Origin of the sequence: Pedobacter lusitanus (genome assembly GCF_040026395.1) — a bacterium.
Classification (GTDB): Bacteria; Bacteroidota; Bacteroidia; order Sphingobacteriales; family Sphingobacteriaceae; genus Pedobacter; species Pedobacter lusitanus.
Window position 1 is genome coordinate 3,017,939 of the sequence record NZ_CP157278.1, and the last position, 20,143, is coordinate 3,038,081.

Genomic DNA, 20,143 nt, shown 5'->3' on the forward strand with positions numbered 1-20,143 from the left:
CCAAAAAGCTCTATGAAGAGAAAAATACTTGATATAAAAGATGATATTGAAAAACTTATCATGCATTATTGTGAAGAGAAATTTTGGATAGAGTGGTATGGTGCATATGATATAGATCCTAAGCACTTAGTTTTTTGGATTTGTATTCAATCAGATGAAATGAAGTTAAATCTTAAAGTAAATTCTGAATTAATTAACAAACTGAGAAATATTCTTATTAAAAACAATTATCCTGAGCAAGCAAGGCAATACGTTTCTATAGATTTTGAATCACAAGAGACCGTGAATAGAGAATCGGCTGGTAACTGGTATCAACATTTTAAATAAAAGAAATAGTCCTCAGTAATTTTTCGTGTGCTGCACGCATCAGCTAGATCATTATGTAATTATGCTGTTGAAAGGAGGAATTATAGCTATAGGAGCTTAATGTATGTACAAATAAAAAACTAACTTTACCTGAAAGGAAAGTTCTCTATCGCACTGAAAGAGTGCAGCCAACAAATCCGGTAAACCTAAAAAAGTTGTATAAGGGTGCACGATTATGGAGTAAGGTTTTATGATCCGGTGATAGGCCGTTTCAATACCATAGATCCACTTTCTGAAACATCAAGGAGATTTAGTCCTTACAGCTACGCCCTTAATAATCCCATTCGTTTCATAGATGTTGATGGTATGTATGCAGCAAGTCCAATTTATGGTCGCAATGGTGACTTTTTGGGAACAGATGATGAAGGATTAAAGGGACAGGCAATTGTGATGAAAAAAGAAGACTTCAGTCAAGGAATGAGTCACGAGGAAGCAAAAAGTAAAAGCGTCTATAAAGAGGGTGATCCGAATTTCGGATTTGCTGATGAAAAGGCCGCATTAAAATATGCAAATCATTATGTTAATTTGAAAAATCGCCCTGATTATGATGGAAAGTTAACTTTAGGCGAAGCTAACGAATGGTATAGGACTGGCGAAGGAAAGCCTTTATTTGTCAATGCCTCAAAAATAGATTTGGCTCCTGTTTATCAGGGTGATCTCAGTGCAGGTGATAGTAAGTATGTGAATTTTGCTTCACCTGATAATGCTAATTTTGAAACTGGTCTTGTTTATGGGACAATAAAATTGACATTAGTTGGTGGAAATAAAGTGAAGCTTGGTGGAAATAACAGTGTTTTGGATACTTATGATTTTGACTATCAAAAAGGAAGAACAGGAAGGAACGTTGCTACGTGGATGGGTAAGACTGTAGCGGGAGAAGGTACAGGTTATACTATTTACAATTATGGTACTGCACTCCTTCAAAAAAGACCGAAGTAAATAATGCTATAATATCCCACTGAGCCAAAATAATAAAATATGAAAAAAGCATATGTAAAATTAGTTATTCCTACTCTGATAGTTTTAATTTTTGGATGTCAAAGTAGTTATTTTAAGAATGATCTTCCCCAGATATTGGGTGTGGAGAAAGTAGATGTTGAAAGTTTTAGTACTAAAGATGAATTTGGAGGGTTTGGGGAAGGTTATACCTTAGAAAAGTATAAGCTGTCAAAAGTAACCATTGATGAATTTCAGGGGGGGCGATCTAAGCTACTTCCTGTTAAAGATGGCGGATGGCAAAGATATGGTTGGAGTAAAGCCCCTATTGATAGTTCATTTAAGGAAGTAATTTATATGCCCTTAAGTTACTATGATGGGAATAAGAAATTAGAAATAGTGCTTCAACAAGTTAAAAAATCTTTAGAGCGAGCTGATGTATATTATGCATTTTATTATAAGTCAGATAGGTCCAATCCACAAAGTGTTCAACTATTTGTTGTAGACATAAGATCTAGAGAGCTGTATGCTATAGACATAGCTATATAATTACGAATTTGTTTTGCTGATTAGCCAGTATGCTGCATAATATGATAAATAATACAAATATTGATTTGATAAATTGTTTAGAAAAGATGAAGGTAATGTTGTAGTCCTAAAATTGGATGGTTTAAGGTACTCAAGTCAATACACAGTATTCATTACGCTTCCTATCACAACTCAGCGAGAGGTGATTAGAGTTGAAGATGAATCCTTAAAAGAAGCAATTGTGATAGCTTTGAATAAGTTTATTAAAATCTGATAAAGGAACCATTAACATAGAATTCCTTTACCACGTTTGATGGAAGTAGGAGATTCTGTCGGAAAGATTGATTTTAATTCATATCAGGCGCAAGGCGAGCCTGTGAAGAATTTTGTGTAAGTGGTCAACCGTATTGAGTTTAAAGGAGACATCTATTTTCAAATATAATACTAAACTGATTAATAATTTTACCCCAATCTCTTACTGGCATCGTCCATTTTTTCTGGATATTCATGACCGATAAGTAGAAAGCCTTGATTGCAGCCTGGTCGTCAGGAAACAAGTTTTTGGACTTGATGAATTTCCTTATGCCGCTGTTCAGGCTTTCAATGACATTGGTGGTATAAATGATTTTTCGGATTTCCAGGGGGAAGTCAAAGTAACTGGTCAACTCATCCCAGTTCTTCTCCCAGCTTAAAATAGCATAACCATACTTACTTTTCCATTTTACTGTGAAATCATCCAGGGCTGATCTGGCGGTATCTTTATTTACTGCACCATAAATCTGTTTAAGATCCATCGAAAACTCTTTACGTTCCTTCCAGACCACATATTTACAACTATTACGAATTTGATGTACGACGCAAAGCTGGGTTATTGTTTTGGGAAATACCTCGGCAATGGCCTTTGTAAAGCCAGTAAGATTATCTGTACAGGCGATCAAGATATCCTCTACACCTCTGGCACGCAAATCTGTAAGCACACTTAGCCAGAATGATGCACTCTCGGTTTCGTTGATCCACATGCCCAAAATCTCTTTCAGGCCATCATGTTTTAGGCCAATTACCAAGTAAATACATTTGCTAACCACCTTTCCGTTGTGGCGTACCTTAAACTGAATACCGTCCATCCAACAAGTAAAATAAACAGGCTCTAAGGGGCGGGATTGCCATTCCTTGATCTTCTCCACAACCCGGCTTGTAACAGTAGAAACTGTACTTTCAGAGATTTCGACCCCGTACATTTCACGAATCTGGTCTTCAATATCACGAGTACTCATTCCACGGGAATACATCCCGATAATGCTTTGCTCAATCTGCTCGCTCATACGCTGGTGCTTGGGGATCAGTTTAGGCTCAAAGCTTGCATTACGATCTCGTGGAATTGACAATACCACATCCCCAAGAGTCTCACTCTTGACCTTTTTGCTACTGAAACCGTTACGGGAATTACCGCTGCCGCGGCCTTCTGGAGAATGCTTTTCATAGCCAAGGTGCTCATCAAGCTCTCCCTGGAGCATTTCATTGACTCCTTGTTTGAACATTTCCTGAAAGAATTCCTGGAACTGTTCCTTGGACTTAAACTGCTTGAAAAAGTCCTTTGGTAAACCTAACTTGTTCTCTTCCATATGACTGTAATTAAAGTTCTGAATTTATTCCTTTAAATACAATGCAATAGACCACACCTATTTTATCGTTTACACAAAATTCAAGACACTACCCGCAAGGCAGGCCAAATTGTATATTTTGGTGGGCAATATCTAGAATTTTATTTATTTAGTAGATCAATCAGATCTGGCGATGTTTTTACATACCCTCTTTTATTTACTACCTATAAGTTTGCCTGTCTTAGCGACCCTGATAATTACATTGACATGAAAAAAGAGCTTTTCTTTTGTTACTGGATAAATGAGTCTATGTGTTATTTTTCTACGTTAGCCTTGTCGCTGCTAACCACAATATAATCCAAAGAGATTTCAGTGCATCTGCAATCTTAGCTAAAATAAGATAATAAAGATCCTGATAAGATCGGATCTTTTAATAGCAAATTTGTTTCGAAGAAGAAGCAAAGAGTTAGATCCTTAAGAGTCTTTTCAATAAATTTCTTCAGCTGGTATCCTATCCAACTTTTTTCTCTATTCTTTCTGATAAGTCTATACGCCCAGTTTCTGCACTCAGTTTTGCATTAAGTTTTTGCAACAAGTCTCTGCACCCAGTCTTTCCACCCTTCCCCCCTTTGAAGAGCAGATTTTTCCTTTCTGTTCATTAATTGGTTTTCCTGCAAAGTAATGATTCAACCTATAGAAATAAAAAAGCGGGTTTATGCTTTCGCAGACATCAGGGCCCTCTTCGGGCACGTAGTCTGCGAAAGCATAAACCCGCTTTTTTATCCCTCCCTTAACCTTACTTTGCAGGCAATTCCAATTGCTGGAACAGATTAGGAAAATCAGTGATGATACCATCGACCCCCAATCCCACCATATACTCCATATCTTTCAGACTATTCACTGTCCATGGTACAATTTTTATCCCAGCCTCATGACACCTGTCAACCAGCCCTTTTCCAACCAAAACCGCATACGGGCTATAAAACGTCGGGCTAAACCCCAGGTCTTTGATATTATTCTCAAAATCCTCCTTTTCGTCAATCATCAGTGCTGTTCTGACCTTTGGATATTTATCATGAACATACTGTAAACATCTGATATCAAAAGCCTGTATGATTACTCTTTTCGTCATCTTTTTTTGTTCTACCACATCCATAACCAGCTGAGAGAATTCTGCAGGTTCCGGGTGGAATTCCAGATCACCTTTGCGGATTGTTTTAATCTCTATAGCATAATTAGGTTTGCTGAGTTTATGTAACTTAACATAAGCCTCTACAGAATCAATCACTTCACTTAGCAATGGTTTATAAGCTTTGATCTTTTGCTGCCCCGGAAAACGCTTATGGACTTTGCTCCCGACATCATATTTACGGATCTGGTCATAGTCCATTTCGTACATATTATATTTTTTCTCGTCTTTCAGTGGAATGTCCTTACCATCCGGAGTAAGACTTATTTCGTTATTAAAATAAGGCTCATGCGAAAGCACAACCTGCTTATCTTTTGATATTACCACATTCATTCCAAGAGTGGTGACCCCAAGATCCAGGGCTCTGAGCATCCCGCCAATGGTATTTTCAGGCATTAACCCCCTGGCACCCCGTTGTCCCTGTTTATCAAAACTCTGTGCGTAACCCTGCACACCAAGCAACAATGCGATTCCAAGCAGTAAATGTTTCTTCATCTTTTTATCTTTAATAATTTAACGGTTAAACAGAATTTTTTATATCCCGTTATTTTTAAATCTGCAGCAGATCTGCGACAAACCATTTCAAAAAAAAAGGGTTCATAGCAGCTGTCTGAAATATAAACAGTTACTAAGAAACCCTTTTTTTTCGGAAATAAGAAACCTAACGTTCCGCAGGCACAAAAACCTGCTGAATTAAGTTCCAGTTATAATCAGGCTGACGCTCATAAATAAAAACATAATTAAAGCTTTCCCTTAAATCTGTTCTGTAATCGATAGTCGCCACACCATAAGTATAAGCCAGATCACCGCCTGATGCCTTATCAGCACCAACTGTTCTTAAGCTCATTTTGCTAACCATGCTATTATAAAAAGCAATTATTTTATCCTTTCCTATTACAGGTTCATAACCAGGAAAAACCACTCTGGCATCAGGATTCAGGAAACCACCATAAGCGGCAACTCCATAAGACTTCAGCGTAGCATTCAGTGTTTTTTCTGTAGTTAAGATGATATCTTTACCAGCAGCTATCTGTTTTGGTCCCCCAAATTTCGGTTTGAAATAATCCTTAGGCTCTACAAAATGAGTAGCCACCTGTTTTAAAGGTTTATGGTGTTCTGCACCCAGGTCGATAACCAGTTCCCATCTGCCATTGACAGATTTCCATACAGATAGATACTCACCATAAGCTTTTTTCTCCCCGTCTACAGTAAAGCCACCAGAAGTATAACCCCAGTCACCACTGCGGGAAACCTGGGCATAATCAGGTGCCCAGCTCAGATTTTTATCATCAGGCTGAGTTGCATAAAATGTTTTCGCATCTACCGGATTAGGTCTGAAGACCAGTGCTCCATTTGCGATATAAGCATTAAATGCAGATTTAACACCATCCTTTGCAGCCTTTGCTGCAAACTCCTGTTCTGCCTTTACCAATGAAGCCGTACTTCCATCTGTACGTTGAGCAAAACCACTCAAAGTAAAAGTTGCAGCCATCAGTGTACAGATAATTTTATTGATCATAATTAATAATGTATGTTATAATTTATTCCAGGTTGTTCCCTCTTTACTATCTTTCAGTTGTATACCAATATCCTGAAGACCTATACGGATCTTGTCAGAAGTAGCATAATCCTTATTTTCCTTTGCACTTTTTCTGATATCAATAACCATATCCAGTACATCATTTAATTCCGTATTAGAGCTCTCTTCATCTTTCAATCCAAAGATATCATAAACAAAGTCCTGCATCAGCTGCTTTAATTTATCCAGTTCAGCGGCAGAAATTTTGCTTTTACCATCATAAACCGTATTGATAATTCTCGCCGCTTCAAACAATTCAGCAATAACTACCGGACTATTAAAATCATCATTCATTGCTTTGATACAATTCAGTCTGATCGGCTCAATTTCAAAATCTCCTGTCTCAGAAGGAGTCAGTTTTTCCAGTAAACTTAAAGAATTCATCAGTCTTCTGAAACCCTTTTCAGAAGCATCCAGAGCATCATTTGAAAAATCCAGTGTACTGCGGTAATGCGCCTGAAGCATAAAGAATTTAACTGTCATCGGGCTGTATCCCTTAGTTAACAGCGGATGATCCCCAGAAAACAGTTGTAATGGCATAAAACCATTTCCAGCTGTCTTAGACATTCTTGAGCCATTAACAGTCAGCATATTCGTATGCATCCAGTATTTAGCCGGATGCTTGTGGTAGCAGGCTTCTGACTGTGCAATTTCATTAGTATGATGTGTTGCTGCAAGATCCATTCCACCACCATGTATATCAAACTCTTCGCCCAGATACTTTGCACTCATTGCCGAACACTCGATATGCCAGCCAGGAAAACCTACACCCCATGGTGATGGCCAGCGCATAATCGTCTCAGGTTTCGCTTTAATCCATAAAGCGAAATCAAGTCTTCCGCGTTTTTCATCCTGCCCGCCTAATTCTCTTGTATTAGCCATCATATCATCCAGATTACGATTGGTTAATACCGTATAATTATAGGTTTTGCTATATTTCTCCACATCAAAATAAACCGTTCCGTTAGTTTCATAAGCATAGCCATTGGCGATGATATCCTTAATCATCTCAATCTGCTCAATAATATGACCCGTTGCAGTTGGTTCAATACTAGGTGGCAGCGTATTAAACATGCTCAGTACTTCATGAAAGCCCAGTGTATATTTCTGGACAATTTCCATTGGCTCAAGCTGTTCCAGTTTAGCTCTTTTAGCAAACTTGTCATCACCTTCGTCACGGTCACCTTCCAGGTGTCCTGCATCCGTAATATTACGGACATAACGAACCTTGAAACCCATATACTTCAGATATCTGAAAATCAGATCAAAAGAAATGAAAGTACGGCAGTTACCCAAATGCACATCACTGTAAACAGTAGGCCCGCAAACATACATGCCCACATGGTGGCCGTTCAGGGGTTCAAAATTCTCTTTTTTACGCGTAAGGGTGTTGTAAAGCTGTAAACCGTTCTCCATTAGTATATATATTTATAATTAGCCCGGAAATATGCAGGGCCAGGGAAAACAAAGATAAAAATTTGCGGGTATATTAGTTGATTCTTAAATCACTTCTTACAGGGAAATGATCAGACAATTTTGCCTGTATAATCCGGTGGTTAATCACCTTGAATGTCTTTGTCGCAGAGATATAATCAATCTGAAAATTAGGAAATTTACCATTATAGGTACGGCCTAAACCCGTTCCCTGCTCTACAAAGGTATTATGCAGTGATTTTGTAAGCTGTGTTACCGCGTAAGAAGCCGGCGTGTCATTAAAATCTCCGGCAATCAGAAATGGCGTTGTACAGGTTTTCATATGGTCTTTCATGATATCCACCTGACCACTTCGTTTAAGAAAGGCTGTTTTCAGCATACTGACAATCCTTTTTGCAGGCAGAATCTCCGTGTCCATTTTTTTGGTGACTTTATCCAGGTAGTTATAATCCTGTTTATCAAAAGAGATAGACTGCAAATGCACATTATATACCCTTACCCGCTGCTTCTTAACCATGATATCAATGTATATACTTGCATTGCCGCCATGATTGGTACTGAATAAAATACTGCCCTTATTCACTATCGGATATCTGGAAAAGATGGCCAGACCTGTAGATTCATAATCATTGTGCGAAGAAGGAATGAAATAATAGTCAGAAGTTTTTAGTATACGTTTCAAACTATCAGTTATTGCAAATGATCCCTTGCGGCGGGTATAATATTCCTGAAAACAGATAATATCAGGATCTTCATTTTTCACCACATCCAGCATCTGCTGTTTAACAGACTCATTGCTGGCTTCCCCATAAGGTTTAAAACTATGCACATTGTAGGTCATCATCCGGATCAGTTCGGGTGCCGATTTCGGGCCCTCCCCCGACTCCCCGACAAAACCGACAGTCGCAATCAGCGGATGCCAGCCAATGAGGATGACAGCAATCATACATAAAGCGTATACAATTCTGCCACGCAGGATCCAGAACCCAATGATAATTACATTAATCAGCAGGACAAAAGGATAAGCCAACCCAAAAAACGCAATGAGTTCATGTTCACGCGGATCAAGATTCCCGGCCATTATCCCCAATAACAGGGAAAAAGCAGCAGCAATCCCAACCAGCAGCATTATCTTCCCTAAAAATGTAAGCTTGCGTTTCTTCATTAATCCTTACTCGCCTTGAATAAAATCTCCTTCTCTTCTTTACTTAACTTATCATATCCTGATTTGGAAACTTTATCCAGCACAGCATCAACCTCTTTCTGATTGACTTTACTGCTCTTATTTCTGCCAGTCTGATTCGGCCTGTCATTTTTCACCACCTTTAATGTTGGTTTACGTTCAAACCAGCCACTTAAATCATTGCCACCCTGCAGCACCTTAATATAAACAAAACCAAGCAATGCCCCACCAAGATGTGCAAAACTCCCGCCCGGATTCTGAGAAGCAATACTGATCAGATCAAAAACGATATAGGCGATTAACAGATATTTCAGTTTTACATTTCCAATAAACATCAGGTTCATGGAATAATCCGGAACCAGGGTTGCCGTAGCCACTGCAATTGCCATAACTGAGGCAGATGACCCGATGATTGTTGCTGCATAAATACTGCTGGCAAAAACAGGAAAAATATTATAGGCCAGCGCATAAATCGCCGCACCCATCACCCCTCCTGCAAGATATACGAAATGGAACTGGCGTGGTTTCAGGAAATCCAAAAATATCCTGCCCATCCAGAAGAGCCATAACATATTGAATAAGATATGAAAGATATCGTTATGAAAAAACTGGTAGGTCAGTATCGTATAAAACCGGAATGGAAGTTTTGGCAATGCAGCCGGAAAAGCAACATATTCACTTACATAATCCAGAAACCGGATATTAGTATTCCCGGCCAGAAAGTAAGTCACGCCAAAAAGGGCCACAGCTACGTAAACAATCGTGTTGATTCCGATATAAAAAAACACCGGATTTCCAGACTGAAATACTTTATACTTTAGTTCCGCTAACAGATTTTTCTTAGTCATAATAGTCGTAAAATGTATTTTTCTCTTTCCATAACTTCACGAGTATAAACCCGAGCAAAGCTCCACCCAGATGCGCATAATGGGCTACAGAATCTCCCTGAACACTTGCTACCCCCAGGCTCAGTTCTATGAGAATATACACCGGAATAATATATTTAGCCTTAACAGGCACAGGAATAAACATGATATATAATTCTGCATTCGGATAAAGCATCCCAAAAGCAACAAGAAGCCCAAATATAGCTCCCGAAGCTCCAACCATAGGGCCTGAGTAAATACTTAATAAGGTCTGCCCCTGATCAGGCATCAGTCCTCTCAGATTTAAAGATGCCATACCTCTGGCAATATCTATAGTCACTGCTCCGGGATTAACCGCAGACCCTGTCATCTGATAAACTTCAAATGCCTGTACACCCCATTGTAATGCCAGTGCACCTAAACCCGTAATCAGATAAAAATTGATAAAACGTTTAGTTCCCCATCTTGTTTCCAGAACCGAACCAAAAGAAAATAACGCAAACATGTTGAATAAAATATGGGTAAAATTCCCATGCATAAACATGTACGTAATAGGCTGCCAGATTTTAAACAGCGGAGAATCAAAATAAAAGGCACCCAGATAATAACCCAGCTCAATCCCCTTGGATTCAAAAACGTACTTAGCTGCAAAGAATAATGCATTAATGATCAGCAAGTTCTTAACAACCGGAGGTATATGAATATTATTCATCTTTATTTATCAAATTTTCTGTCTATTTCTGTAAGTGACATCGTCTGGATTACAGGTCTGCCGCTGATACTGAAGTTAGGTGCTTTACAAGCAAACAACTGTTCAATCAACATATTCATTTCCTGTTGTCCCAAAACAACACCGCTTTTAATTGCACTGTTTTTAGCCATGCTACGGGCCAGAGCATCCCTTTTATCCAGTTTCAGTTCCTGTTGGGAATTTTTAAACCCTTCGATCAGATGTTCAAAAAGCTGAGTCTCATTAATCTGGTTACTTCCCAGATCAACGGGGATCCCTTCAATTACCAGCGTGTTCTTCCCAAATTCCCTTACTTCAAAACCCAGACTTTTAATATCGTCCAGCAAACTTTTAGCCAGCTCATAGTCATTAGGGCTCAGCGTTACAGTCTGTGGAAATAGACTCTGTTGCGAGGCTCCTTTCCGGTCTTCCAGGTTAACGCTAAAACGTTCATATAATATCCTTTCGTGTGCAGCCTGCTGATCAATCAGCATTAGACCAGACTTAATCTGTGAAATGATATATTTATTGTGCAGCTGCATCAGCTGTTTCTGTATCGGCGCATATTTATCATCAGGCCCGTTACCAGGCAATTCCATCGCTACCTGTTCTGCAGGCTGTTCTTTAGAAATCTCATATAATGAGCCCCAGTTTTTGGTTACCGGCTGCTGTCCCCTGCTTTCAGTATTTCTGTAACCAGTATTCGTATGGCTGAAACCGGTATCTGTATTTCTGAAACCTGCAGAAGAACTACTATCCGTAGTTTTTTCACCTGCGAAAGGATTAAAATCAGGATTGAAGCTGATACTTGGCGGAACAATCTCGTCCAGAGATTTTGGGCTGATCATACCACTGAAGGCACTCTCCTGATCAAAATCAATAGTCGGACTAATATTAAACCTGCCTAAAGACCGTTTTACCGCAGAGTGGATAATCGCATAGATTGACTTTTCATCCAGATATTTAATTTCCGTTTTGGTCGGATGAACATTCACATCGATCTTGGCAGGATCAATATCAATAAACAGCACATAAAAAGGGAAGTTATCATCTGATAATAAATCTTCATAAGCTTTATTAACTGCATGATTCAGATAAGCATCCTTGATGAAGCGGTTATTTACAAAAAAGAACTGTTCACCTCTGGTTTTTTTGGCAAACTGAGGTTTACCGATAAATCCCTTAAGGTTGATGATAGTTGTATCTTCCTCAACAGGAATCAGTCTTTCATTATAATTATTGCCAAATAAATGGACTATTCTTTGTTTTAAAGCTGATGAAGGTAATCTGAAAATCTCCATTCCATCATGATGCAGCGTAAAAGAGATCGAAGGATTGGCCAGCGATACTCTTTGAAACTCATCCATAATGTGTCTCATTTCAGCAGGATTACTTTTCAGGAAGTTACGTCTTGCCGGAGTATTAAAGAATAAGTTTTTGATACTTATACTTGTTCCTTCTGTAGTAGCTACAGGCTCCTGTTTGGTTATTGTTGCCCCTTCAATTTCAATTAAAGTACCCAGTTCATCTTCATGACGGCGGGTTTTCATCTCTACCTGTGCAATTGCAGCAATAGAAGCCATAGCTTCCCCACGGAATCCCATGGTACGGATAGCAAACAGGTCTTCTGCCTTACGCACTTTTGAAGTTGCATGGCGCTCAAAACACTTACGTGCATCAGAAACGCTCATTCCACATCCATTATCGATCACTTGAATTAATGCCTTTCCGGCATCCTTAAGGATCAGTTGTATCTTATTCGCCCCCGCATCAATGGCATTTTCCATCAACTCTTTCACTGCCGATGCAGGTCGCTGAACTACCTCTCCGGCAGCAATTTGATTCGCAACACTCTCGGGTAAAAGTTGTATTATATCTGACATTTATTTCCTTGGTAAAGGTCGCTAATTTAACGAAAATAAGCCTTATACATAAATCTTTTGATTATAAATACCATTTAATGACTAAGCCGGTACAAGCTTTTTATATCTTTAGCGTTCTGAATGAACTATAAGCTTTTTATGTACAAAAACAATCTTGTTCAAACCATTGCAGTTTGCTTTCTTGCCATTTCGACCTTTAGTGCCTGCGCACAGGAACATCAAAAAAATGAAGAACTGTTAAAAGTCAATTCTAATATCCTGCAGCATACTGTCTTACTCAACAATCAGAACAGTATCATTCCTTTAACTGAACTGGAAAAGAAGAACATTGCTTCAGTCAGTCTGGGTTTTGCTTTTCAGAACGTATCAGATAGTTTACTGAATAAATATGCTAAAGTCACTTCTTTCAGCTCTGCCAGCTATGAAAACTCACCCGAGCTCGGGAAACTGGAAAATGACCTGAAATTTTTCAATACCATAATTATCTCCATTACTGATCAGGAAGCACCTAAAGCCAGATATATCAATTTTATCAATTCCATAGCTAAAAGCAAATCGGTCATTATAGCCTTATATGGCCAGCAGACAAATCTGGCCCCATTTGATTCCTTAACTGCCCCGATCCTGTGGAGCCAGGATAAAAACATACAGGCCGCATCACTGATTCCGCAGCTGATTTTCGGAGGCATAGCAGCAGGCAATAAATTAACCCGTAATATCTCTGCCAGATTCCCGGCAGGCTCGGGTTATACCACAACCGTAACCCGTTTGAAATACACTATCCCTGAGGATGCAGGTGTAAATGCCGAAAATCTGCGGGAAATAGACGATATCACTGCCGAAGCCATCGCTGCCAGAGCTGCTCCGGGTATGGTGGTTTTAGTGGCAAAAGACGGTAAAGTAATCTTTAACAAAGCCTATGGCACCCATACTTATGACGGCCCGGCCGATAAAGTAACTGACATATTCGATCTTGCCTCTATCACCAAGATTACCGCCACCACACCTATGGTAATGCGTCTGGTAGAACAAAACAAACTAAAACTGGACACCAATATCGGCGCTTATATTGCCCTGGCACGTCCTACTGCGATGAATGACATACCTGTCCGTGAGGTGATGCTGCATCAGGCCGGCTTTATTCCATACATCCCCTTTCATGATGGTGTAAAACCCGGTGATCACAGTCCGGATTCTTCTGCTGCCTACCCGACTAAAGTAGCTGACGGGTATTTTATCAGAAAAGACTACTTCAAAGATGTCATGTGGCCGCAAATGCTGAACGCTCCCATCAGAACAAGAGGGAAATATGTTTACAGCGATATCAGCATGTATGTCATGAAAGATATTGCCGAACAGATCAGCGGAGAACATCTGAATGATTATGTGGCTGAAAACTTTTATGCCCCGCTGGGGATGCAGACTGCAGGTTTCCTTCCCAGAAACAGATTCAGTAAAGACCGTATCATTCCTACAGAGAATGATACCTATTTCAGAAAAACCTTACTGGTTGGTTATGTACATGATCAGGGCGCTGCCCTTGTTGGCGGTGTGTCAGGCCATGCCGGCTTATTTGCCAGTACCAACGACATGGCTATCATGTTTCAGATGCTGCTTAATAAAGGAACCTATGGTGGTCAGCAATATTTCAAACCGCAAACCGTAGACACCTTTACTGCACAACAGTCTAATATCAGCAGGAGAGGATTAGGATTTGATCGCTGGGACCCGAATCTGTCTAAAAAATATCCATCAGCCACAGCCTCGCCTCAAACTTACGGGCACACCGGTTATACAGGAACAGCTGTATGGGTAGATCAGGCAAGAGGTTTAATTTATGTGTTTTTATCTAACCGCGTTAATCCTTCGGTTACCAATAAACTCGTCAGTATGGGAATCCGTTCGCGTATTCAGGAGGTAATCAACAGTGCAATTGACAAAGGGATGGAAAAATAAATCTAGCTCTAAAACAGGGCGATATAAAATTAAACCGTTTTTTTTGCTGAGAGATTTTGTATTCAGTATCAATTTTCCTATAATTGCACCCGGTTAGCGAATAACCTGCTTTAAAGCCTTCTTAGCTCAGCTGGTAGAGCAACTGACTTGTAATCAGTAGGTCATTGGTTCGATCCCGATAGAAGGCTCGGAATAACAAAAAAGGGTTCATGAAAATGAACCCTTTTTTTATGCTTAAGATTTCTTATTTCTTTAAGCCTATTTCTCTCAGACGTTCATCCAGATATTCTCCCGCTGTCATATCAGAATATACTTTTGGATGCGCTTCATCCACACAAGAATCAAGACTTGTCAAATCCATATCAGAACGTGGGTGCAGGAAGAACGGAACTGAAAAACGTGAAGTTTTCATTAATTCTCTTGGCGGGTTAACCACTCTGTGTGTAGTAGAACGAAGTTTATTATTAGTCAAACGCTGCAACATATCACCTACGTTGACAACGATATCAGAGTGATGTGCTTTAATCGGCAACCATTCATTACTGCGTGTCAATACTTCCAGACCGTCAGCACTTGCGCCGATCAGTAAAGTGATCAGGTTAATATCTTCATGCGCACCGGCACGAACAGCATCATCAGGCAATGCATCAGGATTTTCAATAGGGAAATAATGAATACCTCTTAAAATTGAATTTCCATTGTGCACATGTTTATCAAAATAATCAATTGGTAAATTCAGATAAGTAGCAATTGCTCTTAACAGGTGTTTACCATTACTTTCCAGTTTCTGATAAACTTCAGTAGTTATTTCGTTGAATTCCGGAATTTCTTCCAGGTACTCATTATCAGGATATTCATTTTTGATCGCATCTCCGTCAACTACAGTCTGACCAATCTGCCAGAATTCTTTAAGATCTGCTGTTTTAGCTCCCTTAGCAGTTTCTTTACCAGGACTGGTATAACCACGCTGTCCGGCAAGCTCTGGTTTTTCATATTTAGCTTTCTGATCTGCAGGCAGACGAAAAACTCCCTGGATATTCTGATATAATTTATCAATCAGCTCCTGACTTAAACCATGGTTTGTAATCGTTACAAAACCTGAATCATTAAAGGCTCTGCCCAGTTCATCAGAAAATTTTTTACGGTCCTGTTCTGTTCCGTCAATATAAGAACCCAGATCTAAGGTTGGAATATAAGGTGTAGACATAATATTTGCTTAATGTTTGAATCGAAATTATAAAACAATTGTTAATAAAGCTGTCTATTACAGATTAAACAGACATATAACTCTAATTTACAATAAATTAAGTTATTAACATTTATGAATCCTGATTATTTATTGTTAAGAACAAATATGATTATGACTTTGTCTGAAACCTGTCCGGGATTATAAAACAGCTTCAGTACCCTATAAATCTAATCAATTATAATCAGCTATTCAGCAGAGTGTATTTATCAGTAAACTGTCAATTTAGACAGGATTAACCCAATTCTAAAACCACAGCGTTTATAGCTCCGTATACTTGATATATAATTCAATCTATTCATTTCATATTCTAAATATAGTCCAGATGAAATATCTCACAATTATCGTTTTAATCCTTTTATCGGTAAACGGTGCCAATGCACAGCAGAAAAAGCTGGAGACAGCCACCTTTGGTATGGGCTGCTTCTGGTGCTCCGAAGCATTATTCCAGAAGTTAGATGGCGTAAGTGCAGTCAAGTCCGGTTATGAAGGCGGACAGCTGGCTAACCCAAGCTATGAGGAAGTCTGCTCCGGCACAACCGGACATGCTGAAGTGATTCAGTTAAGCTACGACCCGGCTAAGATCTCTTATGATGAATTACTGGAAGTATTCTGGAAGAGTCATGACCCGACAACACTAAACCGCCAGGGAGCTGATACAGGCACACAATACCGTTCAGTAGTATTCTATAATTCACCTGAGCAGAAAACCGCAGCAGAACACTATAAAGCGGAACTCAATAAAACCAACGCTTTCGGGAAACCGGTAGTTACGGAGATCACCAAAGCACAGCCTTTTTACAAAGCCGAAAGCTATCACCAGGATTATTTCAACAAAAATTCGAACCAGCCCTACTGCAGACTGGTTATCCTGCCAAAAATGGAAAAACTGGAAAAGATATTCAAAGCCAAACTGAAACACTAAATTCTATTGAGTCTGAATATTCAATTTCTTTTGCAGGACCTGAATAGCAAAACATAAAAAAAGGTGGCCGGATTAATATCCGGCCACCTTTTTTTATGTTTTCAAATTTTAAATCCTCTGCTAAATTACGGGAATTTTACACCTCTGTATTTAGTTACATCCACAATTGGAACACTTGAACCATATTGTGCATTGATAGATTTGATAAATTCGTTAGCTACAATGGCATAACCCATTGGAGTCAGGTGAATACCATCCAGAGAGAAAAGGTTACCCGATATATAAGCTGCGCTAACCAGTGCACCATTTACTGTTCTGCCAGCTGCATAACTTTTGAATACCGCATTCGCGTCAACAAAAGCAAGACCGTTTGCTGCTGCTACAGATTTAATGGTTGCATTATATGAATTGGTATAATCTACCACTATAGCGGCTTCAGCTTTATCCAGCACATATTTACTTTCAACAGGATTTAACGGGTGCAGACCGTAAGGAATACCTGCCGCATTTGGTTTACCAATTACATTTGCCGCCTTTAAAGGAAGCAGGAAATAATCTTCTGCTGTGGCAGGTCTTGGTGCTCCTGTACCAGGCTGAATAAAGATATTCTGAACTTGCGGTTGTGATTTCTGAATAACATCTAACAGAGCTTTCAAAGTAACTGTAGTAAAATATGGCGTACTTAAAACATCAGGGATGTTTGCTACTACACCTTTCGCTGCTCCGGAACCACCACCTTTAACCATAGTACCGGCAGCAAGATTATATAACTGCGTAAAAAGTGCTTTATCAGTAGGAAAATCAGCTGCTACAGCCCCACCACCAGTTGCATAACCCAGAACGTCGTTATTACCTAACCACATACTGAAAAAAGTAAATGGTTTAGAATTCACGAAATTAAGATAAGGAACTGTATTTGCCGGTGAAGTGTTAGGCAACAAGCGTTCAAAATAAGGATTCACGTTACCATAATAAGTAAGTGTGATATGGTTTAACCTGATTCCCGGTACACCGTAGTTATTCAGATCTCCCGTGTATTTGGCAAAAAGAGGAACTGTACCAAAACCCGGTACTGTTGCCGAACCAATTACTGCCTGAGCCGGTACATCTGTAATTATCGGATCAGAGGGAGAAGTAAAGCCGGTTAATTTTTTGTAACCTGATCCATCTGCCTGGTTAGCATTGAAAAAAGGTGTACTGAAAGTACCGCCGCCAACAGTCTGCATTTGCGTAGCAATCATTAATGGAAATGAGTTCTGTTGTCCGTCCAGATATAATCCGCCATCTGCGAAACCTGAGGTTAAAGAGTTTCCGACTGCGATATATCTTGAAAAATCAGCACTTCCTTTGCTGGGGGTAACGGTTTTTAAATCTGGCTTGCAGGACGCTGCTGCAACAACAGCAACTGCAAGTATACTTCTGAATATAAATTTCGAGTTCATAATGTTTTGCTGAAAGGTGATTACCATTTATAAGATAAAGAAAGACCAGGGATATAAGCAACAGTCTTGAAGGTACCGCTTAAACCTGTCTCCAGATTGGTCTCATTTCTTGATTTAATATTTTCATACAAGAAAGATAAATCAATGCTGAATCTTTCAGACGCTTTGTAACCTAAACCAGCACTTAGCAGGATACGGTTTGCATCCGGTATTTCCGGTGTTACATAACCTTTTCCAACCGGTGTGAAAGCATAAGCAGCTCCCAGTCTTAAAGCCAGACGGTCAGTAGCCATATTCTGAATACCTACACGTACCGCACCACCATCATGATAATTTCTTGGAGAGTGTGTATCCGGAATTCTTGAATTGTTATTATATTCAAGTACAAGCGCTTTATATTTACTCCAGTGAACCCAGTTGGCATCAACTGCGATAATCGTTTTTGAAGACGGATAAAATCCTAAACCAATTGAAGAAGTAGCCGGTAAAGGTAAATTAGCACTGAATTTAGTAGGGAAGCCATCCTGCAATGCACCCGGAACCTTAAATATAGCATCCGCATCTTTTACCTGTGCAGTTACCTGCGAACGGTGACTCACACCAATAGTTACGCCTGAAACAGTTTCTACGTAGATACCTGCATTCCAGCCAAAATCATTTGAATTTCCTTTAAGCTGCGCAGTTCCCGAAGTCCCGTCGTTTAAAGTAAGCGGAATCCCTCTTCTTAAATCAACTTTTCCTCTTGAATAAACCAAACCCGCACCAATACCGATATGATCAGTAATTTTGTAACTCAGCGTTGGCTGAACATAAATAGCCTGCAGATCCAGTGAGGTAACAGCATATTTACCTGTCCAGTTCGGATCCCAGTGTACCGCACCACCAAATGGCACATAAACACCCAAACCAAAACGCAGTCTGTTATTAGGATTTCCGAATACAGCATAAGCTGCCGGTGGGAACGTTAATTTTTCTTTCGTGTATTCAGTAAGGTTAGAACCGTTTTCTCTGAAAGCTGCTTTCAGGAAAATTGCACTCGCACCCGCCTGTACACCATTCTTTTTAAGGAATGATACAGCTCCAGGGTTAAAAAACACTGCTGCTTCATCTAAAGCGACCCCTGTACCTGCTCCGCCCATTGCGGTTTGCTTTTGCCCCTGAAGGTTAACCTGGAAGGCCTGGGAGTAGCCCAGAATAGGCACTGCCAGTAAAAAACTTAGTAGAATCTTTTTCATATTTGGTTGGTATTAAATTGACGTTTTGTCTGCTCTTATAACCCGTTAATTTTATGCAAGCATAACAATTAACGATTTTACTAAATAAATAAAACTTATCCAAATCTTATGACAGTTTTCTTTCATTCATTTAATTCAGTTCAACTTCTATAATATCATACAAAAGTAAAAACACAACCGCTTTTCACCAAAACTAAATAACATGTCTACATTTGTTAACACTGTTATTAATTAGATGTTCAAACAGATATATAACTCTAGAAAATAAAAAATATGAGCTTAATAGATGCGCTTAAATGGCGGTACGCCACCAAAAAAATGAATGGAGAAAAGGTCCCGCAAGCTAAGGTTGACCAAATAGTTGAAGCTGCACGTCTTGCACCTACTTCTTCTGGATTACAGCCATTTAAAGTAATTGTGGTGACAAACCAGGAATTAAAGAAAAAAATACAGACTGTAGCTTTCGGGCAGACACAGATTGTTGATTCTTCACACTTGCTGATTTTTGCAGCATGGGATAATTACACTGAACAAAACATCAGATCTGTTTTTGCACGCACCAATGCAGAACGTGGTTTACCTGACGAAACTCCATCAGATTACGAAATTCAATTAACTTCAAACTATACTACAAGAACTGAAGAGGTAAATTTCAACCATGCCGCAAGACAGGCTTATATTGGTTTTGGAGTAGCCCTTGCTGAGGCTGCCTTGCTAAAAGTTGATGCGACTCCAATGGAAGGATTCAATCCTGCCGAACTGGATGAGCTTTTAGGCTTAAGACAAAGAGGTCTTCGCAGTGTAACCTTATTACCATTAGGCTACAGAAGCGAAAGTGAAGACTGGTTGGTTAACCTGAAAAAAGTGCGTACACCGGCTAATGAATTCATTATAGAATTTAATTAAGACCATCCATCTTTTTTAAAAGGGAGTCCGGGAAACCAGGCTCCCTTTTTCTGTTTACAGCCTTCGCACCTCTGCCTGTAAGAGATAACTATGAGTCCACCGCGAGTCCACAGTGAGTCCACGTTGAGTCCACCTTTT

The 20,143-nt window shown here is 39.5% G+C and carries 17 protein-coding genes and 1 tRNA gene; 7 read left to right on the forward strand and 11 right to left on the reverse strand.

Features of this window, described 5'->3' with window-relative positions:
* Nucleotides 1-12 precede the first annotated feature (12 nt).
* The 3 genes from PL_RS12860 (at nt 13) to PL_RS12870 (ending at nt 1,851) form a co-directional block, all read left to right on the forward strand.
* The gene (locus tag PL_RS12860) at nt 13-327 is read left to right on the forward strand and encodes a hypothetical protein (RefSeq protein WP_160292173.1); all 315 of its coding nucleotides are present in this window, start codon (nt 13-15) and stop codon (nt 325-327) included.
* A 204-nt stretch (nt 328-531) separates the two neighbouring features.
* Nucleotides 532-1,305 (forward strand): RHS repeat-associated core domain-containing protein, encoded by a 774-nt coding sequence (locus tag PL_RS12865; RefSeq protein WP_348621847.1) that lies wholly within the window; start codon nt 532-534, stop codon nt 1,303-1,305.
* A 39-nt stretch (nt 1,306-1,344) separates the two neighbouring features.
* Entirely contained in the window at nt 1,345-1,851 is a 507-nt protein-coding gene (locus tag PL_RS12870; protein WP_348621849.1) for a hypothetical protein, read from the forward strand.
* Nucleotides 1,852-2,243: 392 nt separating this feature from the next.
* Here PL_RS12870 and PL_RS12875 read toward each other — a convergent pair whose 3' ends face one another.
* The 8 genes from PL_RS12875 to mutL form a co-directional block, all read right to left on the reverse strand.
* Nucleotides 2,244-3,452: an IS256 family transposase gene (locus PL_RS12875; RefSeq protein ID WP_348621851.1), complete on the reverse strand. Its 1,209-nt coding sequence runs from the start codon at nt 3,450-3,452 to the stop codon at nt 2,244-2,246.
* Between the two features lie 775 nt (nt 3,453-4,227).
* Nucleotides 4,228-5,115: a glycerophosphodiester phosphodiesterase family protein gene (locus PL_RS12880; protein ID WP_041886061.1), complete on the reverse strand. Its 888-nt coding sequence runs from the start codon at nt 5,113-5,115 to the stop codon at nt 4,228-4,230.
* Between the two features lie 166 nt (nt 5,116-5,281).
* The gene (locus PL_RS12885) at nt 5,282-6,139 is read right to left on the reverse strand and encodes a nuclear transport factor 2 family protein (RefSeq protein WP_041886060.1); all 858 of its coding nucleotides are present in this window, start codon (nt 6,137-6,139) and stop codon (nt 5,282-5,284) included.
* Nucleotides 6,140-6,154: 15 nt separating this feature from the next.
* Complete coding sequence (gene cysS / locus PL_RS12890; protein WP_041886057.1) at nt 6,155-7,615, reverse strand: cysteine--tRNA ligase; 1,461 nt, start codon at nt 7,613-7,615, stop codon at nt 6,155-6,157.
* A gap of 73 nt (nt 7,616-7,688) precedes the next feature.
* Nucleotides 7,689-8,798: an endonuclease/exonuclease/phosphatase family protein gene (locus PL_RS12895; protein ID WP_041886055.1), complete on the reverse strand. Its 1,110-nt coding sequence runs from the start codon at nt 8,796-8,798 to the stop codon at nt 7,689-7,691.
* Nucleotides 8,798-9,664, reverse strand: coding sequence for a rhomboid family intramembrane serine protease (locus PL_RS12900; RefSeq protein WP_041886052.1), 867 nt, complete (start codon nt 9,662-9,664; stop codon nt 8,798-8,800). Before PL_RS12900 ends, PL_RS12895 begins: the two co-directional genes overlap by 1 nt.
* Nucleotides 9,657-10,394, reverse strand: a complete 738-nt coding sequence (locus tag PL_RS12905; protein WP_041886049.1) for a rhomboid family intramembrane serine protease — start codon at nt 10,392-10,394, stop codon at nt 9,657-9,659. The genes PL_RS12900 and PL_RS12905 overlap by 8 nt, the downstream gene beginning before the upstream one ends.
* A 2-nt stretch (nt 10,395-10,396) precedes the next feature.
* Entirely contained in the window at nt 10,397-12,295 is a 1,899-nt protein-coding gene (mutL, locus tag PL_RS12910; RefSeq protein WP_041886048.1) for a DNA mismatch repair endonuclease MutL, read from the reverse strand.
* 120 nt (nt 12,296-12,415) lie between these two features.
* Here mutL and PL_RS12915 point away from each other — a divergent pair, with 120 nt between their 5' ends.
* On the forward strand, nt 12,416-14,251 hold the full coding sequence (locus tag PL_RS12915) for a serine hydrolase domain-containing protein (RefSeq protein WP_348619684.1): 1,836 nt from the start codon (nt 12,416-12,418) through the stop codon (nt 14,249-14,251).
* 115 nt (nt 14,252-14,366) lie between these two features.
* Nucleotides 14,367-14,439, forward strand: a tRNA-Thr gene (locus PL_RS12920).
* 56 nt (nt 14,440-14,495) lie between these two features.
* Here the strand turns inward: PL_RS12920 and PL_RS12925 are convergent.
* A complete protein-coding gene (locus tag PL_RS12925; protein WP_041886045.1) occupies nt 14,496-15,458 on the reverse strand; it encodes an isopenicillin N synthase family dioxygenase in 963 nt (320 codons plus the stop codon).
* A 364-nt stretch (nt 15,459-15,822) separates the two neighbouring features.
* Here PL_RS12925 and msrA point away from each other — a divergent pair, with 364 nt between their 5' ends.
* On the forward strand, nt 15,823-16,422 hold the full coding sequence (gene msrA / locus PL_RS12930) for a peptide-methionine (S)-S-oxide reductase MsrA (protein ID WP_041886042.1): 600 nt from the start codon (nt 15,823-15,825) through the stop codon (nt 16,420-16,422).
* Between the two features lie 125 nt (nt 16,423-16,547).
* Here msrA and PL_RS12935 read toward each other — a convergent pair whose 3' ends face one another.
* Entirely contained in the window at nt 16,548-17,864 is a 1,317-nt protein-coding gene (locus tag PL_RS12935) for an SGNH/GDSL hydrolase family protein (RefSeq protein WP_041886065.1), read from the reverse strand.
* Nucleotides 17,865-17,884: 20 nt separating this feature from the next.
* Nucleotides 17,885-19,099, reverse strand: coding sequence for an OmpP1/FadL family transporter (locus PL_RS12940; RefSeq protein ID WP_041886040.1), 1,215 nt, complete (start codon nt 19,097-19,099; stop codon nt 17,885-17,887).
* Between the two features lie 273 nt (nt 19,100-19,372).
* Between PL_RS12940 and PL_RS12945 the strand changes: the two genes are divergently transcribed.
* The gene (locus tag PL_RS12945) at nt 19,373-20,005 is read left to right on the forward strand and encodes an NAD(P)H-dependent oxidoreductase (RefSeq protein WP_041886038.1); all 633 of its coding nucleotides are present in this window, start codon (nt 19,373-19,375) and stop codon (nt 20,003-20,005) included.
* The last annotated feature ends 138 nt before the right edge of the window (nt 20,006-20,143 follow it).